The following is a 20,632-nucleotide window of genomic DNA, read 5'->3' on the forward strand; positions in this document are numbered from 1 at the left end:
TGAATGGAACGGGCTGTGGCACGGTAGGGGAATGAGATTGGCACGCAACGGGCTGTTCACGGATCCGCTCGCGTTTCCGAACCTGTCGCGGCGATCTGCGATTGGCGACGCTGTCGTCGGTTTTGTCGTCCTGGGTGTGCTCCTGCTTATGGCTTCGGGCCTAAATGGGACGCAGCAATTCGTGTCGGTTCTCGTTGGGCTGGCGCTTATGTGCCGTCGTTCCGCCCCCACGCTGATGATGCTGTTTGCGCTGGTTTCTGCGGCGATCCAAGTCGTCACCTACGACATCGCGGTTGGTCCCTCGCTGCTGTATGCGGTGCTTTACTACACGGCCGGAAACCATCCCAATCAGTGGGTGCGTCGCGGATCGCTCATCGTCGCGGTGATCGGTTCGGGATTCGCAGCCTGGGCCTACCAGCGATCGCCGGTCTACGGACCAACTGACAATGCATCGACGTTGGCTGGAAACGTCTTGACGTTCTTCGCTATTGCCGTGCTCCTCGTTGGGAGTTGGACCGTCGGCTTCGTGCGCTACCAACGTCAGCGAGTCGAGGAAGCTCGCATTGCCGCGCAGATCTCTGAACTCGAACGACGACGCCTCCTCGACCTCTACGACGAGCAGGCCGAACGATCGAGCTTGGCCCGCGACATGCACGATGTGGTGGCCCACTCCCTGGCGGTGGTGGTTGCCCAAGCCGAAGGTGCGCGCTTTTCGTTGGACGCCAACCCCGACGCCGTCAAAGAGTCTCTTGGTGTCATCGCCGACACGGCACGGCAGGCGCTCGCCGATGTCCGCGGCGTTCTTGAGGAACTACGGAGCACTGAAACGACTGCCGCGTACACGCGAACCGACCGCGACCAGCTGTACGCCCGGATGCGGGCGGCCGGGATGATCCTGCAGACGGATTCGGTCGGTGACGAAGACGCCGCGTCGCCTCTCAATGTGCGCGTCGCTTTTGCGATCCTCACCGAATCGCTTACCAACGCACTGAAATACGGCGATCTCGGGAGCCCTGTGACGGTTCGCCAAGACTGGAGCGAGGGCTGCCGACTGACAGTCCACAACGCGCTCTCGGCTACGCCGTTGGCGCCGGGCGGGGCTGGCCACGGCGTCCGCGGGATGGCTGAGCGGGCCGAACTCGCTGGCGGTACGCTGACCAGCGCTGCCGCCGACCACGGTTGGACCGTCGACCTGTCGATACCAGCACGCCCGGAAGGAATTTCATGATCCGCGTCGCCCTTGTCGACGACCAGCCGCTCTTTCGGGGAGGCATCGCGATGATCCTGGAAAGTCAGGACGACATCAGTGTCGTCACGCAAGCTTCATCGGCGGTCAACCTGGCGAGCACGGTGCGGATCACGAAGCCCGATGTTGTGTTGATGGATGTCCGGATGCCGGGAATCGACGGCATCGCTGCGACCGCGCAGCTCGTGGCAGACCTTGGTGAGAGCGCCCCAAAAGTCTTGGTACTCACGACATTCGACGTCGACGAAGCTGCCGCCCGCGCTATCGAAGCTGGCGCAAGTGGCTTTGTCCTCAAAGACGCTCAGCCAGACTTCCTCCTCGCAGCCGTCCGGGCCGTCGCCGACGGAAGCCAGGTGGTGGCAGCCTCGGCGACCCGGAAGCTGTTTGAGCGGCACGGAAATCGGTCCGCGACGCCCGGCCCCGAATACGACGCCCTGACCGCGCGTGAACGCGAAATTATGGTTCGGGCGGCCAACGGGCTGTCGAACGCGGAGATCGCGGAAGCCGAGTTCCTGTCCGAAGCGACGGTGAAAACTCACATTTCGCGAGTGTTGGCGAAACTGTCGTTGCGTGACCGCGTGCAGCTGGTGGTTTACGCCTACGAACACGGCATCGTCTGACGCCCGTACTACTTCAGGATGATGGGAAACCATCCTGACGTCGCATCCCTACGAGCCTTCTGGGCGACGCGAACGCTCTGGTCAGCGTCATAGCGTGGCAGTCATGACTACACCAGATCCGCACCTTCGGCCCGCCGTCGTTCTCCGGAACGTCTCCCGCACCTACGGGGATCCCGCCAATCCCGTCCATGCCCTCCGCGACGTGTCCGTGGATATTCGACGCCGCGAGTTCACCGCCATTATGGGACCGTCGGGTTCGGGCAAGTCGACCCTGATGAACGTGATGGCCGGGCTCGACAACATCGACGCCGGGCAGATCTGGCTCGGCGACACCCCGCTCGGCGGACTCGGCGACACCGCCCGAACCATCTTGCGGCGCACCAGCATTGGGTTCGTCTTCCAGTCGTTCAACCTGATCCCCACGCTGACCGCGGAAGAAAACATCCGCCTCCCGTTTGTGTTGGCCGGACATGAACCCGACGCCGAACAGCGGGCATGGATAGCGCATCTCGTGGGATCGCTCGGATTGCGAGACCGAATGGACCACCTGCCTTCCCAGCTCTCGGGCGGTCAGCAGCAACGAGTCGCGATCGTCCGAGCACTCGCCGGACGGCCGACCATCATCCTGGCCGACGAACCCACCGGGGCCCTCGACACTCGTACCAGCCGCGAGGTCCTCGCACTCCTGACGACGGCGGCCCGCGAATACGGGCAAGCCATCGCCATGGTGACCCACGATCCGGTTGCTGCCGCATACGCCGACCGCATCCTGGTGCTCGCGGACGGACGGATCGTCGGAGAATACCGGGGACTCGACGCCCACCAGATTTCCGACCTCCTCATCAACCTGCAGGGGGTGGCAGCATGAAAGCCACCGACTACCGTCTGACCACCGGTTCCCTGCGGGAAGTTTCCACGGTGGGGGTCGTATGTGGACTGTCCGCGGGATATGCAGGCACTATTCTCACCGCTAGTGACATTTTGCGCCGTGCCGGAGACGACGCTGACGGCGGTCTCGGGGTCATTCTCGGTGTTGTTGCCAGCGTCTTCATTCTAATTGCGCTGTTCGTCGCGGCGCTGGTCATCAGCAACGGCGTCGACACCGTTATCGCGGGCCGACGCAACCAACTCGAACTGCTCCGCCTCATCGGTGCCAGCTCAAGCCAACTGCGGTCGAGCCTCACCCGCGGGGTTGCGAAAGTGGCAACCATCGGCAGCGTGATCGGACTGGTCGCGGGAGTCGTCGCTGCGGACATCGCCCGCGTCGTCATGGTCTCGCGCGATGTCCTGCCCGACATTCGTTACAGCTACTTACCACCATCCGCTTTGTTCGCAGCTGTCGTGGTGGTGGGAGTTGCCGTGTGCGCCACGCTAGTCGGAACACGGAAGACGCTGAGCGGTGCGGCAGTGACAGGGGGACGCGCCACACGGGTGTGGCTGCGCCATTCGGTTGCGGTGATCCTGATCGGGTTCGGGGCGCTACTGCTGGTGGGTGCTGCAGTGCTCGGTGAGAACGGAAGTACGGAAGGCTTCTTCGCCGCCTTCTTTGGCACCGCCATCACCGCAACCGGATTCCTCATCGGTGCCCGGTCAATTGTGCCATCGCTGGTCGCCGGAATCGGTCGCCTCCTGGGCCGCACGCCCGCCGCCATGCTGGCACGCAAGAATGCGGTCGCCGACCCGGCCCGCACCACCCGTTCAACGATTGGCCTCTTCATCGGCGTCACTCTGGTGACCACTGTTATCGCGGGAATGACGTCGCTGCGTACCTCTGCTGACCGATGGGACCTGACGGCCGAAGAGCTCGTCGAACAAGAGAAAATCCTGTCGATGACCACGTGGGTGCTCGTCGGACTGATCGTAATCTCCGTGGTGATCGCGGCCGTGGGCTTCATGTCGACCATGTCGCTCACCGTAATTGGGCGGACCCGCGAAATCGGCATGCTGCGCGCCATGGGATTCACTGCACGCCAAGTGCGGCAAACGATCACCCTCGAATCGGTGGCGCTGTCCGGAACCGCCATGCTCAGTGGGCTCGTCCTAGGCACTCTCTACGGCGCCATCGGCAGCCAGTCATTGATTGGCGCAATGACCCCCGGATTCCCCATTGGGCTTCCCGTTGGAGCGTTCGCGGCGATCGTCGCTGGGACTGTGGTGCTGGTAGTGGCGGCCGCATTACCGCCAGCACGCCGAGCGGTGTCCGTGACACCGATCGACGCGCTGGCAGTCGTATGAGTTTGTGCTACTCGCGACGGTCCGCGGCAGCGTCGTTGCTGACCATCTCGGCCTCGGTGAGGAGTTCTTCCTCGGTGACTACTTCGGCGGCCTCGTTGCGGACGGTCGTTGCGAGGGGCTTCTCATCGATGAACAGCAGCACGATCATCGCGATCGCAGCCAGCGGGACAAAGAACAAGAAGATCGGCAGCAGGGCCTCGTTGTACGACTCGATGATCGGGATGCGGATTGCGTCCGGCATCGCATTCACGGCGGCGGGCGTCAGAGCGTTGCGAGTATCTGAACCGCCGGCACTGCTGTTGCCCAACTTTTCGTGCATCAACGCGATCAGACGCGAAGCGAAGATGGAGCCGACGATCGCCGAACCCAGCGTCGCGCCGACCTGACGGAAGTAGTTATTCGCCGCCGTCGCAGTACCAACCATGCTGAGGGGGAACGAGTTCTGCACGATCAACGTCAGAATCTGCATCGACAAACCGATGCCGATACCGAAGACCGCCAAGTAGGCGCACATCAGCCAAGTCGGCGTCGTAATGTGCATTGAAGCGATCAGCAACAGGCCAATGCCCATGATGATGGTGCCGACAATCGGGAACATCTTGTACCGGCCGCTACGGGCGACAGCTTGACCTGAAGCAATCGACGAAACCAGCAAGCCGCCCATCATCGGAATCATGAGGAGGCCGGCGACGGTGGCGTCCACACCGGTCACCATCTGGATATAGGTCGGCATGTAACCCAGTGCGCCGAACATGGCGACACCGATCATCAAGTTCGCAACCGTCGTCAACGTGAAGTTGCGGTCGGCGAACAGCGACATCGGAATCACCGGGTTTTCGGCGGCACGCTCAACAAAGATGAAGGCAATTGCGAGGACAACGGTGGCGACACCCAGGCCAATGATCTGGGGGCTGGCCCAGTCGTAGGTGTGACCACCCCAGGTGCAGACCAGCACCAGTGCGGTGGTCGCACCGGCAACCAATGCCATGCCTAGGTAATCGAGCTTCGGGCGCACTTCGGTGACGACCTTCGGCAACTTCATGAACGCGATGGTCGCGATAATGGCCAGAGCACCCAACGGCAGGTTGAGCCAGAATGCCCAGCGCCAGCCCGGACCTTCCGTGAGCCAGCCGCCCAGCAGTGGCCCGGCAACCGACGACACCGCGAACACTGCACCCATGAATCCCATGTACTTGCCGCGCTCGCGGGCAGGAACTACGTCGGCAATGGCCGCCTGCGACAGGATCATCAGACCGCCACCGCCGATACCCTGCAGGATGCGACCGGCAATCAGCCAGGTGATGTTGGGCGACAGCGCACCTACCACCGAACCGGCCAGGAACAGCACGATGGCGGTGAGGATGACGGGCTTGCGGCCCAGTAAGTCGCTGATCTTGCCGTACACCGGCATTACGACGGTGCTCGCCAAAATGTAGGCGGTAATAACCCATGTCATCTGGTCGACACCGTGCAATTCGCCGACGATTGTCGGGAGCGCCGTAGATAGCACCGTCTGGTTCAACGACGCCAACAGCATCGTTATCATCAGGCCGATGAAAAGGAGCAGCACGCTGCGACGATTCGCGGCTTCTGCTGCGGAAGCCCGGTTGGCGTCGTCGCCCGGCGGCTTTTCAATCAGTGTGGTCACAGTAGGTCCTTAAAGGATTTGCGGAAGACGGAAACGGCTTCGGCGAGAGCGGGGGAGTCGGGGTTATCGAGGACGTCCGGGTCGGATTTGTAAGCGAATCGAAGGACGGTGCCTGCCAACATGATGGTGGCGCGGGCCTTATTGACCGCGTCGGGACCGGCATCGTGAAAACGCTCGATGATATTGGTGCTCAATTGTTCTTGGGCCGAGGCACCGTGCTGTTGCATGCGTTCGGCGAGCTGCGGGTACGTGATCACGAGCTCGCGGTGGTCGGCATGGAGTCCGCCACCTTGACGAATGCTGGCCGCCACGGCGATTACTAGGTCGACGGCCCGCGTTAACCGGTCCGGTCCCGGCGGCGCGTTCAGAAAATCGTCGACCAAGTCGTCGGGGATGTTAGCTGGGCCCGCGCCGAGAACCGCGTCTTCTTTACATGCGTAGTAGTTAAAGAAGGTGCGCCGAGAAACGCCAGCGCGGTCGGCTATTTCGGCGACGGTGGTGTCGATGAGTCCGTTTTCGCGGACCAGTTCGACAGCAGCGGTACGCAGCGACTTCAAAGTGTCGATGCGCTGGCGCTCCCGTAAACCCAAATTAGAATATTGCACTAGTGCATTATTGCACGAGTGCAAGACCTTGGCTACGTGAGTGTGACGAGCGCTACTCGGGTGGAACATTGGGCTAATCGAAGTGGTTGTCGGAGGCATGGGGCCAAGTTCGGAAACAGTGATCGACCGGCGAATTGTAGTCATCGGTGCTGGTCAGGCCGGACTTTCTACGGGCTATTACCTGCAGCGGGAAGGGCTTCGCGCGGGCATCGACTTCGAGATTCTCGATGCCAACCCGACACCGGGCGGCGCGTGGAGTCACCGCTGGGACGCGTTGACGTTCAGCCTGGTGAACGGGGTGTACGACCTTCCTGGCTCGCCGAAGCCGGTCGCAGATCCGGACGAACCCGCGCGCGAGGTCATCAAGCGCTATTACGGAGGCTACGAACGCGACCGGGATCTGAAGATCTCGCGTCCGTGGCGAGTAGTGGCAGTCGAATCGATCGCCGGAGATCGATTTGCGTTGCGACATGCCGCGGAGAGCGGCATGTCGCAACGCAAATCGGATCGCTTCCGATTCCTCGTCCGTGCACAGCATCCGGACGGGGCAATCCGTACCTATCGAACCGGCGCAGTTATTAGTGGGACCGGCACCTGGGACCGTCCATACGTCCCCTGGTACCCGGGCCAATTTCTCGGACGGCAACTCACGACGCGCGACTTTCCGGAGCCGCGCGACTTCGCAGGTCAGAACGTTCTCGTGGTGGGCGGCGGGATTTCGGCCGTGGAATTTGTGATCCTGCTCGACGAAGCGGGCGCGAGGCCAATCTGGTCGACGCGCACACCGCCACGCTGGCGGGATAGCCCCTTCGACGTCACTTGGGGGCGTGACGTTGAAAGGCGCGTCGCCGAACGCACCCGTGCCGGATTGCCGCCATTGAGCGTCGTCGCCACCACTGGCCTACCTCGGCACTCGCGATTTGAGCCGGCATTGCAGGCCGGAGTGCTGACCTCTCGCGGTCCCATCTCACGGCTGACTGCCGGTGGTGTCGAATTTGTCGATGGGACCACAGAAGCGGTCGACGCCATCATCTGGGCTACCGGCTTTCGGCACTCCATCGGGCACCTTGCGCCGTTGCGTGTGCGCGAGTCGACCGGCGGGGTACTAATGGCCGACGACGACGTCAGCGTCGTGAAAGTTCCGGGCCTGTTCCTTGTGGGTTACGGGCGCAGCGCGTCGACCCTTGGTGCCACCCGGGCCGGGCGGCGCGCTGCCCAAGCTGCGGTCCGCGTCACTGTGGGCGACCCCGAGCTAGTCCTCGGTTGAGAGGACTTCGGAAACGAATGCGGCCACGCGGCGCTGTAGTTCGGCAATCTGCTCACCGCGGACGGCGTTGAGGTCTGTCGCCTTGTGGTACGCGGGAGGGAGCTTGCGGGCGTTCTTTGAGCAGGAAAAGTTGGAGCAGACGAGGGCTCCGATTGTGTCGCCGCGGCGACCATTGGCGCCGGTGCGGCGTACCGTCCAGAGCACCGCTTCGTCGGTAATCTCCACGTCGCGGCACCATGTGCACATGGCTTTGCGTCCAGGCTTGGCGTCAGCGCGAGTCAGGAGCAACGACACTAGCTCACCGTTGAACTCGACGGTGATGTAAGCGCGACGAGGGATTTTGCGGTCGCGCCAGCCGAAAAACTCGCGGCGTTCGAAATCGATGTCGTCAAAATCGAGTGGAAACGACACCTTCTTTACTTCGCTGCGCGTGGTGCCGCGGAAGGAGTCGAGGATCTGCTCTTGGGTGATCGTTTTCATCGTGAAATCCACGGTAGCGCACAGCTTTCGGTGATGTCGATCAGATATCACTGCGGCGTTTGTCCACTGATTAATCAGACCAAAGCGCTAAACTTCGCGTGCTCCGATCTTGTCGGGCTGGGTCTGTGCCCACCGATCGGCGTAATCGACATCGCGCTTATCTATGACGAAAGGGCTTCAAGAACAATGACTTTTAACGACCAGCTCGGAGGGCCAGCAACGGTTGCGGCCGTCAAGGAGATCACGCAGCGCACGTGGCAGAGTCTCGTGGGGATCGGTATTGCGTCGATCATCCTCGGCATCATTATTTTGGCGTGGCCGACGGCAACCTTCCTCGTTGCTGCGATCCTGTTCGGCGTTTACCTGTTGATCTCGGGCCTGTTCCAGATCGCGTCGACCTTTGGTGTGCAGCACCCCAACGGTTGGTGGCGTTTCCTTACGTTCGCGTCGGGTGCAATTTCCATTCTGTTGGCGTTCGTCTCCTTCCGTAATTTGATGAGCGGCATCATCCTGCTCGCGATCTGGATTGGTATTAGCTGGATCTTCCGCGGCATCGCCGAACTGTCGGTGTTTATGGATGCGCAGAGTGGTCTGCCGGGCCGCGGCTGGGGCATCTTCTTGGGCATCATCACCGTCATTGCCGGTGGCATCCTGATCATTTGGCCGATTAGCTCGATCGAAACCCTCGTGTGGGTCTCGGGCATCATGCTGATCGTGGTTGGCATCATCGAAGTCGTTAACGCTTTCATGCTTCGGTCGGAGGCAAAGAAGGCGCACGGTCTCGTGGCCTAACCGTCGTCTGAACAACGGAATTCGCCCCAATCCCGCCGACGGGATTGGGGCGAATTGTTTTGTACGCGATTAAGAACTCTGCGACGGCACGAGGGCTACCTTCTTGATCTTGCCTGCGGGAGTCATCGGTAGGGCATCGACGACTTCGACGGTGTCGGGGATTTTGTACTCGGCCAAGGACTTTCGGCACATTGCGATGAGGGCTGCGGTGTCGACCGTAGTGCCGGGGGCCGGGACGACGAAAGCGTATCCGGTCTCGCCGTACGTTTCGTCCCCGACACCGATCACTGCCGCCATCGCCACATTGGGATCGGTCACCAGTAGATTCTCAATCTCGGCCGGGTACACGTTGTAGCCGCCGCGCACATACATTTCCTTCTTGCGGGCAATGATCGCCACGTGGCCGTCGTCGCTCATGGTGGCTACGTCGCCAGTCGATAGCCATCCGTCGGTGCCGAAAGTGGTGGCAGTTTCGGCGGGCTTGTCCCAATAGCCTGCGGCCACGCATGCGCCGCGGATCTGAAGTTCGCCGACACTACCTCGGGGGAGTTCGGTGCCGTCGTCGGCCACAACACGGCCTTCGACGCCGTCGACGGTGGTGCCGATGGATGTCGAGACCAGTTCGAGGGTGTCGTCTTCGGGGGAGATGATGCATGCGCCCGACGACTCCGACAGGCCGTAAAGATTCGCAAGGCGGGGACCGTTGAAGCGTGCGGTCACTTCATCGGCTAAGGCCGGTTCGAGATTGGCGCCGCCGACGACGCAGAGTCTGGCGTGCGAAACATCGCATGCGGCAAAGGCTTCCGACGCCAGGAGCATTCGGTAAATGGTCGGTACGCCGCAAAAGATAGTGATGGGGTGCTTATTGGCCGCGGCCACCACTAGGTCTGGCTGGAAGCGTGCGGGTAAGACGATCGCCCCACCTGCCACGAGGCTCGCCCCGGCGGTGCAGGTTATGCCGCCGACATGATTAAAGGGCAGGACGCCGAGGATGACGTCCTTCTCGGTTTGGTGGAATCGGTCGGCCTGCATGGCGGCCGACGCCAGCAAACTGCGGTGGGTCAGGGTAGCGCCCTTGGGATCACCGGTGGTGCCAGAGGTGTAGAGGATGACTGCGGGATCGTCGGGCGCAATATTCGGGTCGCCCTCTGGCGCATCGTCGGTGGGGCCGCCGGCTTCAACGAGCGCGGCCCACGAAGCGTCGTCGTGGCCACCGAGATAGGCGATGCGTTCGACGGTTGGAATCTGCGGTGCCAGCTCCTCAAGGAACGGACGGAATTGAAAGCCGCCTGCCTCCTCATCGCAGATAAGCATCTTGGATCCCGACTGCCCGAGCATGTACACAAATTCGCGCTCGCGGTAGACGACATTAAGCGTCACCAAGATGGCGCCGATACGAGCGGTCGCGTAGTACGCGATCAGCCATTCTGGGGTATTCGATGCAGCGATCGCGACCCGATCTCCGCGACCAGTTCCAGCGGCCCGCAGCCCGGCGCTGGCTCGCACAGCGCGGCGCTGCATCTCACCGAAGGTGATGGTGTCGTCGCCGAAGTGAATGAATGGGGCATCCGGAAATGTGCGGGCACGATCGGCCAGGACGTGGCCGATGGTGGTGTTGGTGACGGAGTCAAGCAGCGACGACACGGGGAGGGCCTCTTCTCGTACGGGTAGGAGTGAGGCCACCGTATGACGAGTCGGCGGGGCGTGAGGGACGTTTCGACTGTCGGCGGCGCAGACTGCGAGCCATTAACCCCCTTAGCCCCGCGACCGTGCCGGAGAAAGCAAGAAACCCGCCTCAAAAATGAGGCGGGTTTCTGGAAGCTCCCCCAATTGGATTCGAACCAATAACCGCTCGATTAACAGTCGAGTGCTCTGCCGTTGAGCTATGGGGGATTGCTCGATGCGAACGAGATCAGACTCTATCGTATCGATCTGCGGGAGTGCAAAACACCTGGTCGTAGGGGTTAGTTGGTGGAGTCGGAGGGCGAGCGCCAGATGGCTGTTGTCTCCAAGTGGGCAATCAAGCGAGCGGCACCATCGGTGAACTCGGCGCGGATGCAGTCGGCCGCAGCATCGGCATCACCGGTGCGATAGGCAGCAATGAGTGCGTCGTGCAGTTCGACGGTGGTGTTTCCCCAGTCCGGGTCGGCGGCGTATAGGGCGTGCGGTGTGTACCGCGTGGTGTTGAGCAGGATCCACGCGAGCTTGGTGTTGCCGCTGATCTGATTGTGGGTCCGGTGGAAGTCGAACTCGGCAGCCGTCAGTGCCGGGGTATCGGCAGCGGCCAGCGCGCTGCGGAACTGGGCGTTGGCCCACGCCAAATCGTCAACCTGGGCCGACGTGATGACAGCGGCGGTCCGGCGCGCAATCCGAGCGGCCGCCTCGCCCTGCAGCCAGAACAAGTCGTCAATGTCGGTCCGAGTCAGCGGCGCGACTTCGTATCCGCGGTGCGGGGCGAGGAGCATCATGCCCTCGCCCCGCAACGTCAACAGCGCTTCCCGAACCGGCGTCACACTGACTCCCAACGCTGCGGCGGTCTCGTCGATCCGCACCCGATCGCCGGGCAAAAGCTCGGCGGTCATGATCTGGTGCCGCAGAATCGAGGCAACTTCCTCGGACAGCTGAGGCTTCCGCCGTGGTCGAGCTGCCGAAGAATCAGTCACTGATGGATCAGAGGCCATACGTCTTTCCGATGATGTCCCGCTGGATTTCATTGGTGCCGCCGAAGACGGTTGAAATGATTGCGGTCCGCATCAGCCGCTCGGCGTCGAACTCGGTGGCGTAGCCGTAGCCACCCATCATCTGCATGCCGTCGATCGTCATCTTCTTGCTGACCTCGGTGGCCTTGAGCTTCACCATCGATGCCTCGCGCGGCATCATCTTCTTGGGATTGGCATCCGCGGCGCGCGCCACGCTGTAAACCAACTCGCGCGTGCAGGCAATCTCGGTGGCGTGGTCGGCCATCCGGTGCCGCAGTGCCTGGAACGAGCCGATCGGCCGACCGAACTGCTTGCGCTCGGTAATGAAGGCGAGAGTGTCGTCAAACGAGCGCTGCGCCAATCCCAACTGCATCGCGGCCAAGATGAGGCGCTCCGAGTTGAGGCCCGACATCAGTTGCTTCCACCCGTTGCCGACCTCGCCGACGACCGCTGAATCGGGGACGAAGGCATCGGTGAAGTAGAGGTCATTGACCTCGCGGCCGCCGAGCGTGTCGATTCCCTTGATGACCAGGCCTGGGGTATCGGCGGGGACATGGAACTGGGTGAGGCCCTCGTGCTTGTTCTCCGACCGTTCGGTGCGGGCGATCAGCAGGATGCTCTTGGAGAAGTGCGCATTGGAGCACCACGTCTTCTGTCCGTTGATCTTCCATCCGCCGTCGACCTTCTCCGCGCGGCACGTCAGCGCACCAACGTCAGATCCGGCTTCCGGTTCAGACATCGAGACAGACAGTGAATCGCCTGCGACGACGCCAGCGAGGACTTCGTTGCGCATGTCCGGATTGGCGAACTTGGCGTACGCGGCAGCGGTGATCAGGGTGGGGCCGACGGCGCCGATCGGGGCCTGGCCGCGGACGGCTTCCTCAAGGAAGATGCACATTTCGACGTTGCCCGCGCCGGCACCGCCGAACTCTTCGGCGACGTTGATGCCAGCCCAGCCCAGTTCGGCCATCTTGCGGTACAGCACGTCCGAGTGCGCGTCCTGCCCGTTGTTGGTAAGCGCGAGGCGCTGCTCGCGCGTACCGACCTCGCGGGCACAGAAATCGCCGACGGCCTTCTTGAATGCTTCTTGCTCGGGCGTGAACTCAACCATGGGGGCTCCTCGAGGCGTAAACCACAATGCGGGGGGATGAAACAGATCACTATCTGTGTACCACATATATGTACGAGCAAAATATGTGAACTAGACCACATAGCAAGTTCTTGGTTGTTACCCGTTACTGTTGGTGCGCATGGGCGACGGCAGCGATGAGCGTGACGAGAAGGCCGGATCTGCTGGTCTCGACCGCGAGGGGTTGCTCGCGGAAAATCGGGCGCGACGAGCACAACTCCGCGAAGACGAAGAGGCCAAGGCGGCGCGTAAAAACGGCACCGGTGTGGGGGTCGACGGTGAACTGCACGACGCTGACAGCGCTGTCGGCGACAGTGCTGCCATAGGTGGTGCCGGTGCGACCGAACCCGCTGGTGGGACCGAACCCGCCGGTGCGCGGCCGGCGGATACGCGAGCGGCCTCGTCGAAGACGTTGGTGCGAGTCCTGGCCGCGTCGACAATCATTCTGGCGATCGCGGCAATCGTCCTGGGGGTCCTGTTCACTCTGTCGGCATCGAAGTCCGACGACTCTGCCAGCCAAGAGGCAGTGAACACCGCCAAGGACTATGCAACCACCGTGCTGACCTACCAGTCCGGTAACTATTCGGATTTGGACCGTCGAATCCGCGGCATTTCCACCCCGCAATTTGCCGACCAGTACATAAAGTCCTCACAGGCGGCGCGCACGGGCAATGATGCCGCCCAAGCGACGGGAACGGCGAAAGCGCTTGAGGCGGGCGTGATTTCGATGAGCGACGACACGGCAGAGGTGTTGGTCGCGGTAGACCAAAACGTCAAGAGTCCGCTGGTGCCCGCACTAGCGAAGGACGGTATCGATTACCAATCGCGAGTCAAGATCACCCTGACCCGCGATGCCGACGAGTGGAAGCTGTCGAACCTCGAGGTGGTGTAACAGTTCACGCTGGTTCGGGGAGCAAGACGGCCGCGACGATCGCGCCGACTGTCTTGGCATCGATACCGCGGTAGCCGATCGCTAAGTCGGTGGCCACGTTCAGCGCGGCATGCACCAGGAAGCGAGCAGCCGCCGAAGCTACCTCGGGGCGTGCACGCTGGAGCCAAGTTGCCCATTCATCGACATTGCGGCGCTGCTGCAGTCGGAGGGATCGCAATTCGGCGGCTTCCAGGACTGTCGTTTCGCGCAGGTACACGGTCATGATTTCTGGATCTTCGACGCAGAGGGCGCTGTAGCGGGCGGCGAGGGCGACAAGGGCTTCGGCCGGGGTGGTTGCGCGGGAGAGCCCGTCGGTGATTGCCGCGGTAGTCCGTTCCGATGCCCGCCACATCGCGGCGCTGAGGATGGCGTGCTTGGAGGGGAAATGGCGGTAGACGCCGGATGGGGGAAGACCTGCGGCGGCACCGATCTGCTCCAGCGTGACTTCGTGAAAGCTGTGCTCGGCAAACAGTCGGATAGATTCGGTGAGTATGCCCTCGCGCTTGCCGAGCGGGGCGAGACCGGGCGCGGTCTCCGAGGGGCCGGGCTCAGGCAGTGTTACCCGCAGGACGCTGTCCGCGGCTTCGCTGAGGACGTCGACTGCGGCCTTGCGTGCCAGTGCGACGCGATGCGTCACGGGGCTGGCAGCCACCGATAGGGTCGCTGTCACCAAAGTGCCGACGGCGTGATCGGAGAGTTCCGGTCGAAGAGTGCGTAGGGGAGTCGACAGTCGTGCGCGGGTCCGCCGGGACAGGGCCGCCAATCGAATCCGGTCCTCTCCATGGAGGAGGCCCGGTTCACGACGATAGATGTTGCCTGCCTCGCGATTGTCGAGCGCCACCGATGTGAGCGCTCGGACCACCGTGGCGAGCTCGAGCGCCGGGTCAGTTTGCTGCGGGGCCTCGTCGGCAGCGGCGGTGAGGTCGGAGGCCAGTTCGATGAGGGCCGCGGCAAACAATTCGTACTTCCCGGAGAAATGTCGATACAGCGCAGGTGTGGAGATGCCAGCCGCGTCGGCTATGGCGCTCAGGTGGGTCGCATGAAATCCCGACTCGGCAAAGATTCGGGCGGCAGCCGCAAGGATGACGTCGCGACGGTTAGCCGGGCGTTTGCGCGTGCGGACGGCGCTCGTCGGATGTGGTCCTGCGGTCATAAGGATCAATGTTAACGAATCGCGCCATTCTTCAAGCAATCTTTCCAGAAACGCAATACTCCCAGTTCAAGACTGTGTATGAGTCATAAAAGTTAATCAGCATTCGCATGACTTATCTCACTTGGGGTGTTACTGTGATGGCGATTCAAGGCAATCTCACCACCGCGAGGAGTGCGATGATCAGCGAGGCCGAGCTTCGTGACGGCATCTGGACAAGTATCGACGCAGACGGTGTGGCGCGCCTCGAGATCGACCGGCCAGCTGCCCTGAATGCGCTGGATGGCGGAGCTTCGCTCCGGATCATTGAGTGCTGCACCCAGTGGGCGGTCCGCGACGATGTTCGTGTCGTGGTCCTGTCGGGGCGCGGTGGTGCCTTTTGCGCCGGCGCCGACGTTGTCGGCATGGCGACGGACTCAGCAGGGTCGGGCGGATTCGACGAATCCGCTTCGCGCTCAATCATCGAAAACGGATCCAATCTGGTGCGGGCAGTTCGTGGCCTCCCGATGCCGGTGATTGCCGCCCTCGACGGTCCTGCCGTCGGGATTGGGGCGTCGATCGCCGTGGCCGCCGACCTTGTCTACGCGACCAGTCGCTCGTACTTTCTCCTAGCCTTCGTCAATATCGGCCTCATGCCCGACGGTGGAGCGACCGCGATCTTCGCCGCCGCGATGGGGCGGGCCCGCGCCAACCAACTCGCGCTACTCGGCGAAAAGCTGTCGGCCGCCGAGGCTTTTGAATTCGGACTGATTAACGGGGTGGTGGAGGATGTCGACGGCCTCGAAGCCACCGTTCAACGGACCGCCAAACGGCTGGTGCGGTCGTCGCCGACCGCCCTCGCTCGGACCAAAGCTGCGCTCGACGAGCACGCCCTTCTCGGCCTTCCAGACGCACTGGGCCGCGAAATCGTCGGACAGACAGAACTCTTGCAGGCGCCAGCCTTTCAAGAGGCCATCAAAGCTTTCGTTAACCGCTCATAACCTCTGACCAAACGCCCACCCGAACCAACTTGGAGACGCCATGACTGACATCCTCGGATTTGCCCTCAACAGCGAGCCTCAGCGTTCACGCCGAAACCACTGGAACAACCAGGTTCGCCGTCATGCCTCGATGAAGCCCGACGACATTGCCTTCCGCTTCCTCGGTCACAGCACCACCTGGAGTCAGTTGGACGAGCGCACCCACTCGTTGGCCGCAGCGCTGCTGCGGCGCGGCGTGCAGTTTGGCGACCGTATTTTGGTGCTGATGCTCAATCGCACCGAGTACGTCGAGCTGGTCCTGGCCGCCAACCTGATCGGGGCCATTCCGGTTCCCGTCAACATTCGGATGGCGCCGGCAGAAGTGGCCTTCCTGGTCGGAGACTCGGGGGCGCGAGTTATCGTGACCGAAACCATGCTGGCTCCGCTCGCCGACGCCGTCGCACAAATCACCGGATCTATTGAAACGATCATCACGGTCGGCGATGTGGCAAACGAGTCGCACCTCGGGTTCGAAGACCTCATCACCGAAGAGGGCGACCCGCTCCCCGAGATTGATATCCCCGAAGAGACCGTCGCCCTCATCATGTACACCTCGGGAACCACCGGTAGGCCCAAGGGATCGATGCTGACGCACATCAACTTGCAGGCCCAAGGCTTGACCTGCATTCAGGCGCTCAACACCGCCGACGACGACATCGCGTCGTGCGTGGCCCCGATGTTCCACATCGCTGCCCTCGGTGCCATGACACCGACCATCTACATGGGTGCGACCACGGTGATTCACCCACTCGGCAACTTTGACCCCGAGCAACTGCTCGACTTCCTCGAGGCGGAAGGCACCACGTCGATCTTCCTGGTGCCCGCACAGTGGCAGGCGGTGTGCGCTGCCCAACAGGCGAAGCCTCGCGATCTGAAGCTCCGCGTCGTCAGCTGGGGTGCGGCACCCGCCTCCGACAGCGTGCTGCGCGCGATGAACGAGACCTTCCCCGATGCGATGAACGTTGCGGTATTTGGGCAGACAGAAATGTCGCCGATTACCTGCGCTCTGGAAGGCAAGGATGCGCTCCGCAAACTGGGTTCCATCGGCAAGGTGGTACCGGCGGTCACCGCACGCGTCGTCGACGCCGCAATGAACGACGTTGCCGTGGGTGAGGTCGGCGAGATCGTCTACCGCGGACCCACCATGATGATCGGCTACTGGCAGAACCCGCAGGGCACCGCCGATGCCTTTGCTGGCGGCTGGTTCCACTCCGGCGACCTCGTGCGCCAGGACGAAGAGGGCTTCCTCTACGTCGTCGACCGCGCCAAAGACATGATCATTTCCGGTGGTGAGAACATCTACTGCGCCGAAGTGGAGAACGCCCTGTTTAGCCACCCGAGCATCGCCGAAGCCGCCATTATCGGCAAGGCTCACGAAAAGTGGGGCGAGGTGCCCGTCGCGGTGGTCGTGCTGGCTGAGGGTGTCGACAGTCTCTCGCTCGCCGAAATGGAGCCGTATTTGAACGAGAACCTGGCACGGTTTAAGCACCCGAAGGAACTGGTGATCGTCGACGAGTTGCCGCGCAATGCTGGCGGAAAAGTGGTGAAGCCGCAGTTGCGCGAGGAGTACGGCAGCAAGGACGCGGGCCTCGTTCACTGACCCATACGACGCGGAAACTGGAACGTGTTTCATTTTGGGCGTCAAGTGACTACCCTCACTAGCAGATGCGGTGCAGAGCCGTACCCGACGCTTGGATGCGGCCGTGCCGCAGCGTGATTCGAAAAAGAGGTAACAGAGACTGTGAAGACCAAAGGCGCCATCCTCCGCGAACTGAATAGCCCGTGGCAGATCGAAGAAATTGAAATCGGCGACCCCAAGGCGCACGAGATCAAGATCCGTATGGAAGCCGCTGGCATGTGCCACTCCGATCATCACCTGATGACCGGAGGCATCCCCATGGGTGGCTTCCCTATCCTCGGCGGCCACGAAGGTGCCGGCGTCATCGAAGAGATCGGTGAAGGCGTCACCGACTTCGCAGTCGGCGACCACGTCGTGCTGTCGTTCATCCCGTCGTGCGGCAAGTGCCGCTCGTGCCGCGCTGGTATTGCCAACCTGTGCGACTTCGGTGCCATGCTGCTGCAGGGTGAGGCCGTCTCCGACCACACCTTCCGCATCCACACCGCAGCCGGCGAGCCCGTCTACCCGATGACGCTGCTGGGCACCTTCAGCCCGTACATGGTGGTGCACGAGGCTTCTGTGGTGAAGATTGACCCGGAAATCCCGTTCGAAGTTGCCGCACTGTGCGGTTGCGGTGTCCCCACCGGTTACGGCTCGGCGACCATCGCTGCAGACGTTCGCCCCGGCGAAGACGTTGCAGTCATCGGTGCCGGCGGCGTCGGTACGGCAGCCATCCAGGGTGCCGCGACCGCTGGAGCCCGCAATCTCTTCGTCATTGACCCGGTGGAATGGAAGCGCGAGCAGGCGCTCAAGTTTGGTGCCACGCAGGTCTTCGCGTCGATTGACGAGGCCATGAACGAGATCGGCAACGCCACCGAATGGGGCATGTGCCAGAAGGTCATCGTCACCGTCGGTGAGGTGTTCGGCAAGGACGTCGACAGCTACATGTCGATCACCGCCAAGAACGGCACCTGCGTCATGACCGCCATGGGCAACATGATGGCTAACGACACCGCACTGAACCTGTCGATGCTGTCGATGCTGCAGAAGAACCTGCAGGGCACCATCTTCGGTGGCTGCAACCCCAAGCTCGACATCCCGAAGCTGCTGTCGATGTACAAGATGGGCAAGCTCAAGATCGAGGAAATGGTCACCCGCACCTACAGCCTCGACCAGATCAACGAGGGCTACACCGACATGCTCGAAGGCCGCAACATCCGCGGCGTCATCCGCTACACCGACGCCGACCGCTAAGCCGTAGCTGACACACCCAGAAGGCCCGCAGACACAACGGTGTTTGCGGGCCCTCTGCCGTCCAGACGGAGTGTGCAGCGACCGGTTGTCGGATACGTGGCTTAATCTGAGAGCGTCTATTTGGCGCTCAACAAGGGGAACAATGGCTGAGAAGAAGAGCTCGCGGACGCGTGCCGAACGTGGTGCGGCAGTCGCAGAGCAGGAAACCGTTAAGGGTGGGGCATGGAAGGCCTCGCCCGAAGCGAAGTCGAAGGCGCTGAAGCTGCGGATCTTTGCTGCGGTCCTCTGGATCATTGCTATCGCCGCTGAGCTTTTCACCATCTTCTGGGTCCTCAAGCAAGACCCAATCAACATTTGGCTACTGATTGGCCTGATCGTCGGTATCGGCGTGTTTGCGCTCGGCGGGTCGTTCCTCTGGAAGAAAGCCAACCGCTACGACCCCGCGTCCAAGAAGGATAAGGTCCGCTTCTTCGTCCAAAACCAGCTCGGCGTGATCATCACGATCATTGCCTTCCTGCCGCTGATCGTCATGATCTTCCTCAACAAGGACATGGATGGTAAGCAGAAGGGCATCGTCGGCGGTGTGGCGATTGCCATCGCCGTGATTGTGGGCCTTGCCAGCGCTGACTGGACGCCGCCGTCAGTGGAGCAGTACAACACTGAAACCAATGTCGTCGAACAGCTCACCGGCAAGAACGAGGTGTTCTACAGCAAGTCCGGGTCGGTGTTCCACGTGTGCGCTCAGGCTTCTGATCTGAAGCGCTCCAGTGCGGTCCTCGACGGCACCGTGGAAGAGGCACATGCTGCGGGAATGGATCGTCTCACCAAGAAGTGGGTCAGCGAAGCGATCAACCAGTGTGGCATCCCTGCTCAAAAGGTCGATGCGGTCCTGAACGGTGTCGAAGACGCAACCTCGACGCTCGACGAAGGCCAATTCACCACCGACGCCGATGGCAAGACCGAGGTTGCGCCGAACGTCGCACCGGCACCGGCACCGGGTAACGAGCCCAACGTGCCTGTGGCGCCGAACTAAGCAGAAAAGTAATTCGGCAGTGTGCCCCGCGATCGTTTCGACGGTCGCGGGGCACACTGCTCTTTTTCGCGTTGGTGGGGAAGTAGGGTCGAGACCGTGAGGACTCTCAATGCGCTTGCTGAATGGCCCGTCGACAACGTTGCCGCCGCCGTCGTAACACCTGACGGTGTGGTCGGCAGCTACGGCGACACCAGCCGCGTCTACGAACTTGCCTCGGTGACGAAACTGCTTGTTGCGCAAGCAGTCCTGGTCGCTGTAGAAGAAGGGGCGGTGGAACTTTCGACGCCGGCGGGGCTGCCGGGCGCAACGGTCGCGCATTTGTTGGCGCACGCGTCGGGCATGGCCTTCGATAAGCGTGAGGCCGCGGCGGGAGTGGCCGAGCAGCGAATCTATTCGAGCGCCGGGTTTGAGACGCTGGCCGACCTGGTGGCCGCGGAATCGGAGATCGCGTTCGAGGACTATCTGCGTGAAGCGGTGTGCGAGCCGCTGGGGATGGCGTCGACCGGCTTGTTTGGGCCTGCCGGACACGGGGCCCGTTCGACCGTCGCCGACCTAACCGCGTTTGCTGCAGACCAGCTTGCGCCGCAACTGATTTCGCCGGAACTGGCGGGGGAGTCGTCGAGTGTGCAGTTCCCCGGGCTTGACGGATTTGTGCCCGGTTACGGCAGGCACCGCCCCAACGACTGGGGGCTGGGATTTGAAATCCGCGGACACAAAACGCCGCACTGGACAGCCCCGGATCATTCGCCGCGCACCTACGGTCATTTCGGCCAGGCCGGCACGTTCCTCTGGGTAGATCCGGATCGTCGAGCCGCGGCGGTCGTGCTGACGGATCGTCCGTTCGGTGCCTGGGCCAAGCCGTTGTGGAGCGACTTCAACCAGGCGGTACTACAGGAGTTGGGCTAG

General features: G+C 62.2%; 19 protein-coding genes and 1 tRNA gene. 12 read left to right on the forward strand and 8 right to left on the reverse strand.

Annotation, left to right across the window (positions count from 1 at the left end; all coding sequences use genetic code 11):
* The first annotated feature begins 31 nt into the window (after window positions 1-31).
* The 4 genes from AC1L34_RS02440 to AC1L34_RS02455 all read left to right on the forward strand — a co-directional run bounded on the left by AC1L34_RS02440 (window position 32) and on the right by AC1L34_RS02455 (window position 4,101).
* Entirely contained in the window at window positions 32-1,228 is a 1,197-nt protein-coding gene (locus AC1L34_RS02440; RefSeq protein WP_424296299.1) for a sensor histidine kinase, read from the forward strand.
* Window positions 1,225-1,866 carry a response regulator gene (locus tag AC1L34_RS02445; RefSeq protein ID WP_424296301.1) on the forward strand — a complete coding sequence of 214 codons (642 nt, stop codon included), beginning with the start codon at window positions 1,225-1,227 and terminating at the stop codon, window positions 1,864-1,866. Before AC1L34_RS02440 ends, AC1L34_RS02445 begins: the two co-directional genes overlap by 4 nt.
* 103 nt (window positions 1,867-1,969) lie before the next feature.
* Entirely contained in the window at window positions 1,970-2,734 is a 765-nt protein-coding gene (locus AC1L34_RS02450) for an ABC transporter ATP-binding protein (RefSeq protein ID WP_424296303.1), read from the forward strand.
* Complete coding sequence (locus AC1L34_RS02455) at window positions 2,731-4,101, forward strand: ABC transporter permease (RefSeq protein WP_424296304.1); 1,371 nt, start codon at window positions 2,731-2,733, stop codon at window positions 4,099-4,101. The genes AC1L34_RS02450 and AC1L34_RS02455 overlap by 4 nt, the downstream gene beginning before the upstream one ends.
* A 7-nt stretch (window positions 4,102-4,108) precedes the next feature.
* On the opposite strand, the gene AC1L34_RS02460 is transcribed toward AC1L34_RS02455, so the two are convergent.
* Together AC1L34_RS02460 and AC1L34_RS02465 are read right to left on the reverse strand one after the other, a co-directional pair.
* Window positions 4,109-5,749 (reverse strand): MDR family MFS transporter, encoded by a 1,641-nt coding sequence (locus tag AC1L34_RS02460; RefSeq protein WP_424322055.1) that lies wholly within the window; start codon window positions 5,747-5,749, stop codon window positions 4,109-4,111.
* Window positions 5,746-6,354, reverse strand: coding sequence for a TetR/AcrR family transcriptional regulator (locus AC1L34_RS02465; protein WP_424325846.1), 609 nt, complete (start codon window positions 6,352-6,354; stop codon window positions 5,746-5,748). The genes AC1L34_RS02460 and AC1L34_RS02465 overlap by 4 nt, the downstream gene beginning before the upstream one ends.
* Window positions 6,355-6,451: 97 nt before the next feature.
* Here AC1L34_RS02465 and AC1L34_RS02470 point away from each other — a divergent pair, with 97 nt between their 5' ends.
* Window positions 6,452-7,621 (forward strand): NAD(P)-binding domain-containing protein, encoded by a 1,170-nt coding sequence (locus AC1L34_RS02470; RefSeq protein ID WP_480035084.1) that lies wholly within the window; start codon window positions 6,452-6,454, stop codon window positions 7,619-7,621.
* Here the strand turns inward: AC1L34_RS02470 and AC1L34_RS02475 are convergent.
* Window positions 7,607-8,101 (reverse strand): FBP domain-containing protein, encoded by a 495-nt coding sequence (locus tag AC1L34_RS02475; RefSeq protein WP_424325609.1) that lies wholly within the window; start codon window positions 8,099-8,101, stop codon window positions 7,607-7,609. The two genes, AC1L34_RS02470 and AC1L34_RS02475, sit on opposite strands and share 15 nt — an antisense overlap.
* Before the next feature lie 186 nt (window positions 8,102-8,287).
* Here AC1L34_RS02475 and AC1L34_RS02480 point away from each other — a divergent pair, with 186 nt between their 5' ends.
* Window positions 8,288-8,893: an HdeD family acid-resistance protein gene (locus AC1L34_RS02480; RefSeq protein ID WP_424323748.1), complete on the forward strand. Its 606-nt coding sequence runs from the start codon at window positions 8,288-8,290 to the stop codon at window positions 8,891-8,893.
* 69 nt (window positions 8,894-8,962) lie between these two features.
* Here the strand turns inward: AC1L34_RS02480 and AC1L34_RS02485 are convergent, their stop codons facing one another.
* From AC1L34_RS02485 to AC1L34_RS02500, 4 genes are all read right to left on the reverse strand, one after another.
* Entirely contained in the window at window positions 8,963-10,537 is a 1,575-nt protein-coding gene (locus AC1L34_RS02485; protein WP_424325608.1) for a class I adenylate-forming enzyme family protein, read from the reverse strand.
* Window positions 10,538-10,714: 177 nt separating this feature from the next.
* Window positions 10,715-10,786 (reverse strand) — tRNA-Asn (locus tag AC1L34_RS02490).
* Window positions 10,787-10,857: 71 nt separating this feature from the next.
* Window positions 10,858-11,574, reverse strand: a complete 717-nt coding sequence (locus AC1L34_RS02495) for a GntR family transcriptional regulator (protein ID WP_424324749.1) — start codon at window positions 11,572-11,574, stop codon at window positions 10,858-10,860.
* On the reverse strand, window positions 11,564-12,703 hold the full coding sequence (locus tag AC1L34_RS02500) for an acyl-CoA dehydrogenase family protein (protein WP_424295751.1): 1,140 nt from the start codon (window positions 12,701-12,703) through the stop codon (window positions 11,564-11,566). The genes AC1L34_RS02495 and AC1L34_RS02500 overlap by 11 nt, the downstream gene beginning before the upstream one ends.
* 139 nt (window positions 12,704-12,842) lie before the next feature.
* On the opposite strand from AC1L34_RS02500, the gene AC1L34_RS02505 reads away from it, so the two are divergent.
* Window positions 12,843-13,613, forward strand: coding sequence for a hypothetical protein (locus AC1L34_RS02505; RefSeq protein WP_424325607.1), 771 nt, complete (start codon window positions 12,843-12,845; stop codon window positions 13,611-13,613).
* Between the two features lie 4 nt (window positions 13,614-13,617).
* Here the strand turns inward: AC1L34_RS02505 and AC1L34_RS02510 are convergent, their stop codons facing one another.
* Entirely contained in the window at window positions 13,618-14,805 is a 1,188-nt protein-coding gene (locus AC1L34_RS02510; protein ID WP_424323920.1) for a TetR/AcrR family transcriptional regulator, read from the reverse strand.
* A 176-nt stretch (window positions 14,806-14,981) separates the two neighbouring features.
* On the opposite strand from AC1L34_RS02510, the gene AC1L34_RS02515 reads away from it, so the two are divergent.
* The 5 genes from AC1L34_RS02515 (at window position 14,982) to AC1L34_RS02535 (ending at window position 20,632) form a co-directional block, all read left to right on the forward strand.
* Window positions 14,982-15,782, forward strand: coding sequence for an enoyl-CoA hydratase-related protein (locus tag AC1L34_RS02515; RefSeq protein ID WP_424293601.1), 801 nt, complete (start codon window positions 14,982-14,984; stop codon window positions 15,780-15,782).
* 40 nt (window positions 15,783-15,822) lie between these two features.
* Complete coding sequence (gene fadD5, locus AC1L34_RS02520; RefSeq protein ID WP_424293599.1) at window positions 15,823-17,421, forward strand: fatty-acid--CoA ligase FadD5; 1,599 nt, start codon at window positions 15,823-15,825, stop codon at window positions 17,419-17,421.
* Window positions 17,422-17,562: 141 nt separating this feature from the next.
* Window positions 17,563-18,693 carry an NDMA-dependent alcohol dehydrogenase gene (locus AC1L34_RS02525; RefSeq protein WP_424293598.1) on the forward strand — a complete coding sequence of 377 codons (1,131 nt, stop codon included), beginning with the start codon at window positions 17,563-17,565 and terminating at the stop codon, window positions 18,691-18,693.
* 142 nt (window positions 18,694-18,835) lie between these two features.
* Complete coding sequence (locus tag AC1L34_RS02530; protein ID WP_424325187.1) at window positions 18,836-19,726, forward strand: hypothetical protein; 891 nt, start codon at window positions 18,836-18,838, stop codon at window positions 19,724-19,726.
* Window positions 19,727-19,822: 96 nt separating this feature from the next.
* The gene (locus tag AC1L34_RS02535; RefSeq protein WP_424322388.1) at window positions 19,823-20,632 is read left to right on the forward strand and encodes a serine hydrolase domain-containing protein; all 810 of its coding nucleotides are present in this window, start codon (window positions 19,823-19,825) and stop codon (window positions 20,630-20,632) included.

This window comes from Gordonia sp. 34D, assembly GCF_056682775.1.

Coding starts and splice junctions, on each gene's coding strand:
- AC1L34_RS02440 (WP_424296299.1), top strand. CDS start 32: ATGAGATTGGCACGCAACGGGCTGTTCACGGATCCGCTCGCGTTTCCG.
- AC1L34_RS02445 (WP_424296301.1), top strand. CDS start 1,225: ATGATCCGCGTCGCCCTTGTCGACGACCAGCCGCTCTTTCGGGGAGGC.
- AC1L34_RS02450 (WP_424296303.1), top strand. CDS start 1,970: ATGACTACACCAGATCCGCACCTTCGGCCCGCCGTCGTTCTCCGGAAC.
- AC1L34_RS02455 (WP_424296304.1), top strand. CDS start 2,731: ATGAAAGCCACCGACTACCGTCTGACCACCGGTTCCCTGCGGGAAGTT.
- AC1L34_RS02470 (WP_480035084.1), top strand. CDS start 6,452: ATGGGGCCAAGTTCGGAAACAGTGATCGACCGGCGAATTGTAGTCATC.
- AC1L34_RS02475 (WP_424325609.1), bottom strand. CDS start 8,101: ATGAAAACGATCACCCAAGAGCAGATCCTCGACTCCTTCCGCGGCACC.
- AC1L34_RS02480 (WP_424323748.1), top strand. CDS start 8,288: ATGACTTTTAACGACCAGCTCGGAGGGCCAGCAACGGTTGCGGCCGTC.
- AC1L34_RS02495 (WP_424324749.1), bottom strand. CDS start 11,574: ATGGCCTCTGATCCATCAGTGACTGATTCTTCGGCAGCTCGACCACGG.
- AC1L34_RS02500 (WP_424295751.1), bottom strand. CDS start 12,703: ATGGTTGAGTTCACGCCCGAGCAAGAAGCATTCAAGAAGGCCGTCGGC.
- AC1L34_RS02505 (WP_424325607.1), top strand. CDS start 12,843: ATGGGCGACGGCAGCGATGAGCGTGACGAGAAGGCCGGATCTGCTGGT.
- AC1L34_RS02510 (WP_424323920.1), bottom strand. CDS start 14,805: ATGACCGCAGGACCACATCCGACGAGCGCCGTCCGCACGCGCAAACGC.
- AC1L34_RS02515 (WP_424293601.1), top strand. CDS start 14,982: ATGATCAGCGAGGCCGAGCTTCGTGACGGCATCTGGACAAGTATCGAC.
- fadD5 (WP_424293599.1), top strand. CDS start 15,823: ATGACTGACATCCTCGGATTTGCCCTCAACAGCGAGCCTCAGCGTTCA.
- AC1L34_RS02530 (WP_424325187.1), top strand. CDS start 18,836: ATGGCTGAGAAGAAGAGCTCGCGGACGCGTGCCGAACGTGGTGCGGCA.